The organism is Tissierella sp. (assembly GCF_052089545.1).
Lineage (GTDB): Bacteria > Bacillota > Clostridia > Tissierellales > Tissierellaceae > Tissierella_A.
Genome location: NZ_JBQDAA010000237.1, coordinates 1 through 3,321, shown reverse-complemented (window position 1 = coordinate 3,321; position 3,321 = coordinate 1). Strand labels below are relative to the sequence as shown.

At 30.1% G+C, this 3,321-nt stretch carries 2 protein-coding genes, 1 pseudogene and 1 riboswitch; all 3 genes and pseudogenes read right to left on the bottom strand.

Features of this window, described 5'->3' with window-relative positions:
- On the bottom strand, positions 1-429 hold a 429-nt coding region (locus ACTHW2_RS12210; RefSeq protein ID WP_442264187.1), incomplete at its 3' end, for a methyltransferase family protein.
- Positions 430-513: 84 nt separating this feature from the next.
- Positions 514-682: riboswitch (cobalamin riboswitch) on the bottom strand.
- 639 nt (positions 683-1,321) lie between these two features.
- Positions 1,322-3,043, bottom strand: coding sequence for an ABC transporter ATP-binding protein (locus ACTHW2_RS12205; RefSeq protein ID WP_442264188.1), 1,722 nt, complete (start codon positions 3,041-3,043; stop codon positions 1,322-1,324).
- Positions 3,021-3,321: pseudogene (locus ACTHW2_RS12200) on the bottom strand (ABC transporter ATP-binding protein); the annotation flags it as partial. The pseudogene ACTHW2_RS12200 and the gene ACTHW2_RS12205, both read right to left, overlap by 23 nt.

Sequence of the window (3,321 nt, the reverse complement as noted above, 5' to 3'; positions counted from 1 at the left end):
TCTTCCCATTGATCTAAAGTCAAAGAAATCAGATCCATTGTCTTTATTTGCATTATTTCTATCTGCTCCATTTTTCAATAAATCATGGATATTGTCTATATTGGTTAAATCTTTCCAGTATAGAAGATTTTCACCTAGATACATATTAGATTTTTCATTTAAGAAGTAATTAGTTTCATCTGTATTTTCAAAGATTCCATTTTCATATTTTATGTAATCCATAGATACTAAGGATTTCAAAAAGTACTCTAAATTCTTTTCATCTAAATGTAATGATTTAGCTAGTTCATCTATAGATTTTCCAGTTTCTAAATAGTTGAATATATTAAGTTCTAATGCCGTATAGATAAGTTTTGTCTCTAAATATTGAAATGTTAAATTTATTAATTTGCTACCATCGTATTTTGATAATTCGTTTGCGTTTTTCATAATATCCTCCTAATATATAATATGTTTTTTATAGTACATATTAGGCTATGTCTTTTTCATAATATTAATTACCTCCCCATCGAAAGCTTAATAGATAATTAGGCAGGTCTCCTGACTTAAAGATTTAGAATACCTCCCCTTCCCAGTTTCCCAGTGGTTTATAAGGTACAACTCTTTTTACAGTAGCGAGGGCTGTTGTGGATTTTAACCATATTCCCTATTAAGTTACTAACACCTAATTTATATATTATATTGTATAGCTCAACTATACTTCAAGTGATAACCATTGTCAATAAGAACTATTCTCTAGAATATCGTCAAGTAATTATCGGAAAACAATTACAATTATTTTATAATATCTCAATAATCCCAAAATGTACCCAAGATTAAATAAGTAATCTTCTTTGCGCCGCATTTACTATCTTTCTATTCAAATTGATTATTCTTTCTTCTGTTTTTATTTGGCTTCGGAGTTTTCTACAGTAGTTTTTATGTTACTGACATTTATATTTTTCTTCTCCAAACAAGTTATTGGTTCCTTCACAATTATTAATTATACACTTTTTGGCTTTTTTCATACTTTCTCTTTCAGTTTTGAAAGGTATTTCTTTAAACCATCATCTTCTACTATTTTTTCTTATTATCTTTTTTACGGTCTTTCTTGTTATGGTATGCCTTTGTTCCACCTTTTACAATATGTTTTTTCAAACTCTAACTCACCAAACCTTATGATTAATACTTATTCGTTTCTATGAATAAAAGGTATATAAAACTAGATTGAAGTTTCTAGTTTTATATACCTTTTTATTATTCAGTAAAATCAATATTCATTTTTAAAAAAGGATTATGCATTTCACGACAGCTCCTCAAGACTAGAATCCCAACTGTTGTTTCAATATATATATTCTTCTGTTAATCTAGACTTATGAATCATATTCTTATATACATTTGATGTTTCCAATATTTCCTCATGTGATCCTACAGCATCTACTTTTCCCGAATTCATTACAACAATTTTATCTGCATTTTCAATTGACTTAAGTCTATGGGATATGATTACAACTGTTTTATACTTGATTAACTTATTCAAACTCTCTTGAATTTTCATCTCATTTTCCATATCTAATGAAGAAGAAATCTCATCTAATAGAATTATTGGTGCATCCTTCAAGAAAGCCCTTGCAATGGAAATTCTTTGTCTTTCACCACCAGATAATTTACTTCCGTTTTCTCCTATCAAAGTATGGTAGCCGTCAGATAAATTTAAAATAAACTCCTCACAATTGGCTAGTCTTGCTGCTTCTTTTATTTGTTCGTCCGTTGCATCTTGATTTCCAATTCTGATGTTTTCCATTACAGAGGAATTGAAGAGTGTAACATCTTGAAATACAATCGAGATCTTTTCATATAAACTTTCAGTGTTAATCTTCTTGATATCTTTACCATCTATCAAAATACTTCCGGTATCATAATCGTATAATCTGGCCATCAGTCTTAGGACACTGGTTTTCCCGCAGCCTGATGGTCCAACTAATGCAGTTACTTTCCCTTGTTGCGCTGTAAAAGAAACATCTTCTATTATTTGTTCATTACCAGTATATGAAAAGTTTACATCTTTAAACTCTATATTAAAAGACTTCAGGTCCATTTCTGTCCCTTCTTGAATTGAAGTCTGTCTAAGTTCTCTGATTCTGGAGATTCTTACATCTAGGTATAGTATTTCCGCCATATTTTGATGAAGATTATCCATTGCCGACATTACCTTAGTGGCCACCAACAAATAGGCTACAAAATAAAAAATAGATATTTCATTATTTGTAATTAATGCAGCTCCTGTAATAATAGTGGTTCCTAGGGATACCTTTACTAAGGCTGAGGCTAGATTAATTGGAATTGCCTGTTTAAACTCCGATCTTATATGAATCCTTTCTCCTTCTTCAACGGATTTTTTTAAGTCTTCAAGCACCTTATCTTTCAATGAATATGACCTTATTTCTTGATGCATTTCTATTGCTTCTTGAAATTTATCAGAGTTTTCTCTAAGCTTATGATAATACTCTGCAGAACTAGCAACTTGTACCTTCTTAGATAAGTAGGTTGAAATTATACTTGCAAATAATGGTACTATTACTGCTAATCCTAATTTAATATTATTTACTAAAAGAAATATTATAGAGATTATAAAATATGCACTAAATCCTAAAGCTTGAGGTATTGCATGACTCAATGCATGTTCAATATCGGCTGCATCTTGCATTATAGTTTGGGACAAATCCGATACATTATGTTTCGAGAAATATGATAGTGGTAAATCTTTTAATATATTGGCTATATCTATCCTTAAATTAGCTGATTCTTTGTAAGTTCCATTATATAAATTGACATAGTTTATATCTAAAACTATATACATTATTGCTCCTGTAATTAAAATCATAATTACGTAAAAAATAGCACTTTTAAGTTCTCCATTCAGTAACTCATTTACAAACATTAAAACAATAGCTACTGGCAAGGCATAGGCAATATATGCAAAAAACGAAGTTATGGATGCCTTTATTAAACCTTTTGTGCCTGTTTCGCTTAGGGAAAATCTATCTTGAAGCCATTTCATCATTAACCCTCCATTCATTTGATTTAGAAAATAGTTCTTGGAGATATTTATATCTTGAATCTGTGCTCATAAGTTCTTTATCATTTCCACGTTCAACTATTTTCCCATCATCTAATACCAAAATTTCATCCACATTTCTGATGGAAGATAGTCGATGGGCAATCATGATAACAGTCTTTCCCTCCATTAAATTAGAAAATGCTCTTTGAATCTCATATTCATTTTCTGGATCTGCCGCCGCAGATGCCTCATCTAAAATAATAATATTAGCATCTTTAAGT

Bases quoted from the DNA above. Each gene is read 5' to 3' on its own strand.
- ACTHW2_RS12205 (WP_442264188.1), bottom strand. From the start codon at position 3,043: ATGATGAAATGGCTTCAAGATAGATTTTCCCTAAGCGAAACAGGCACA.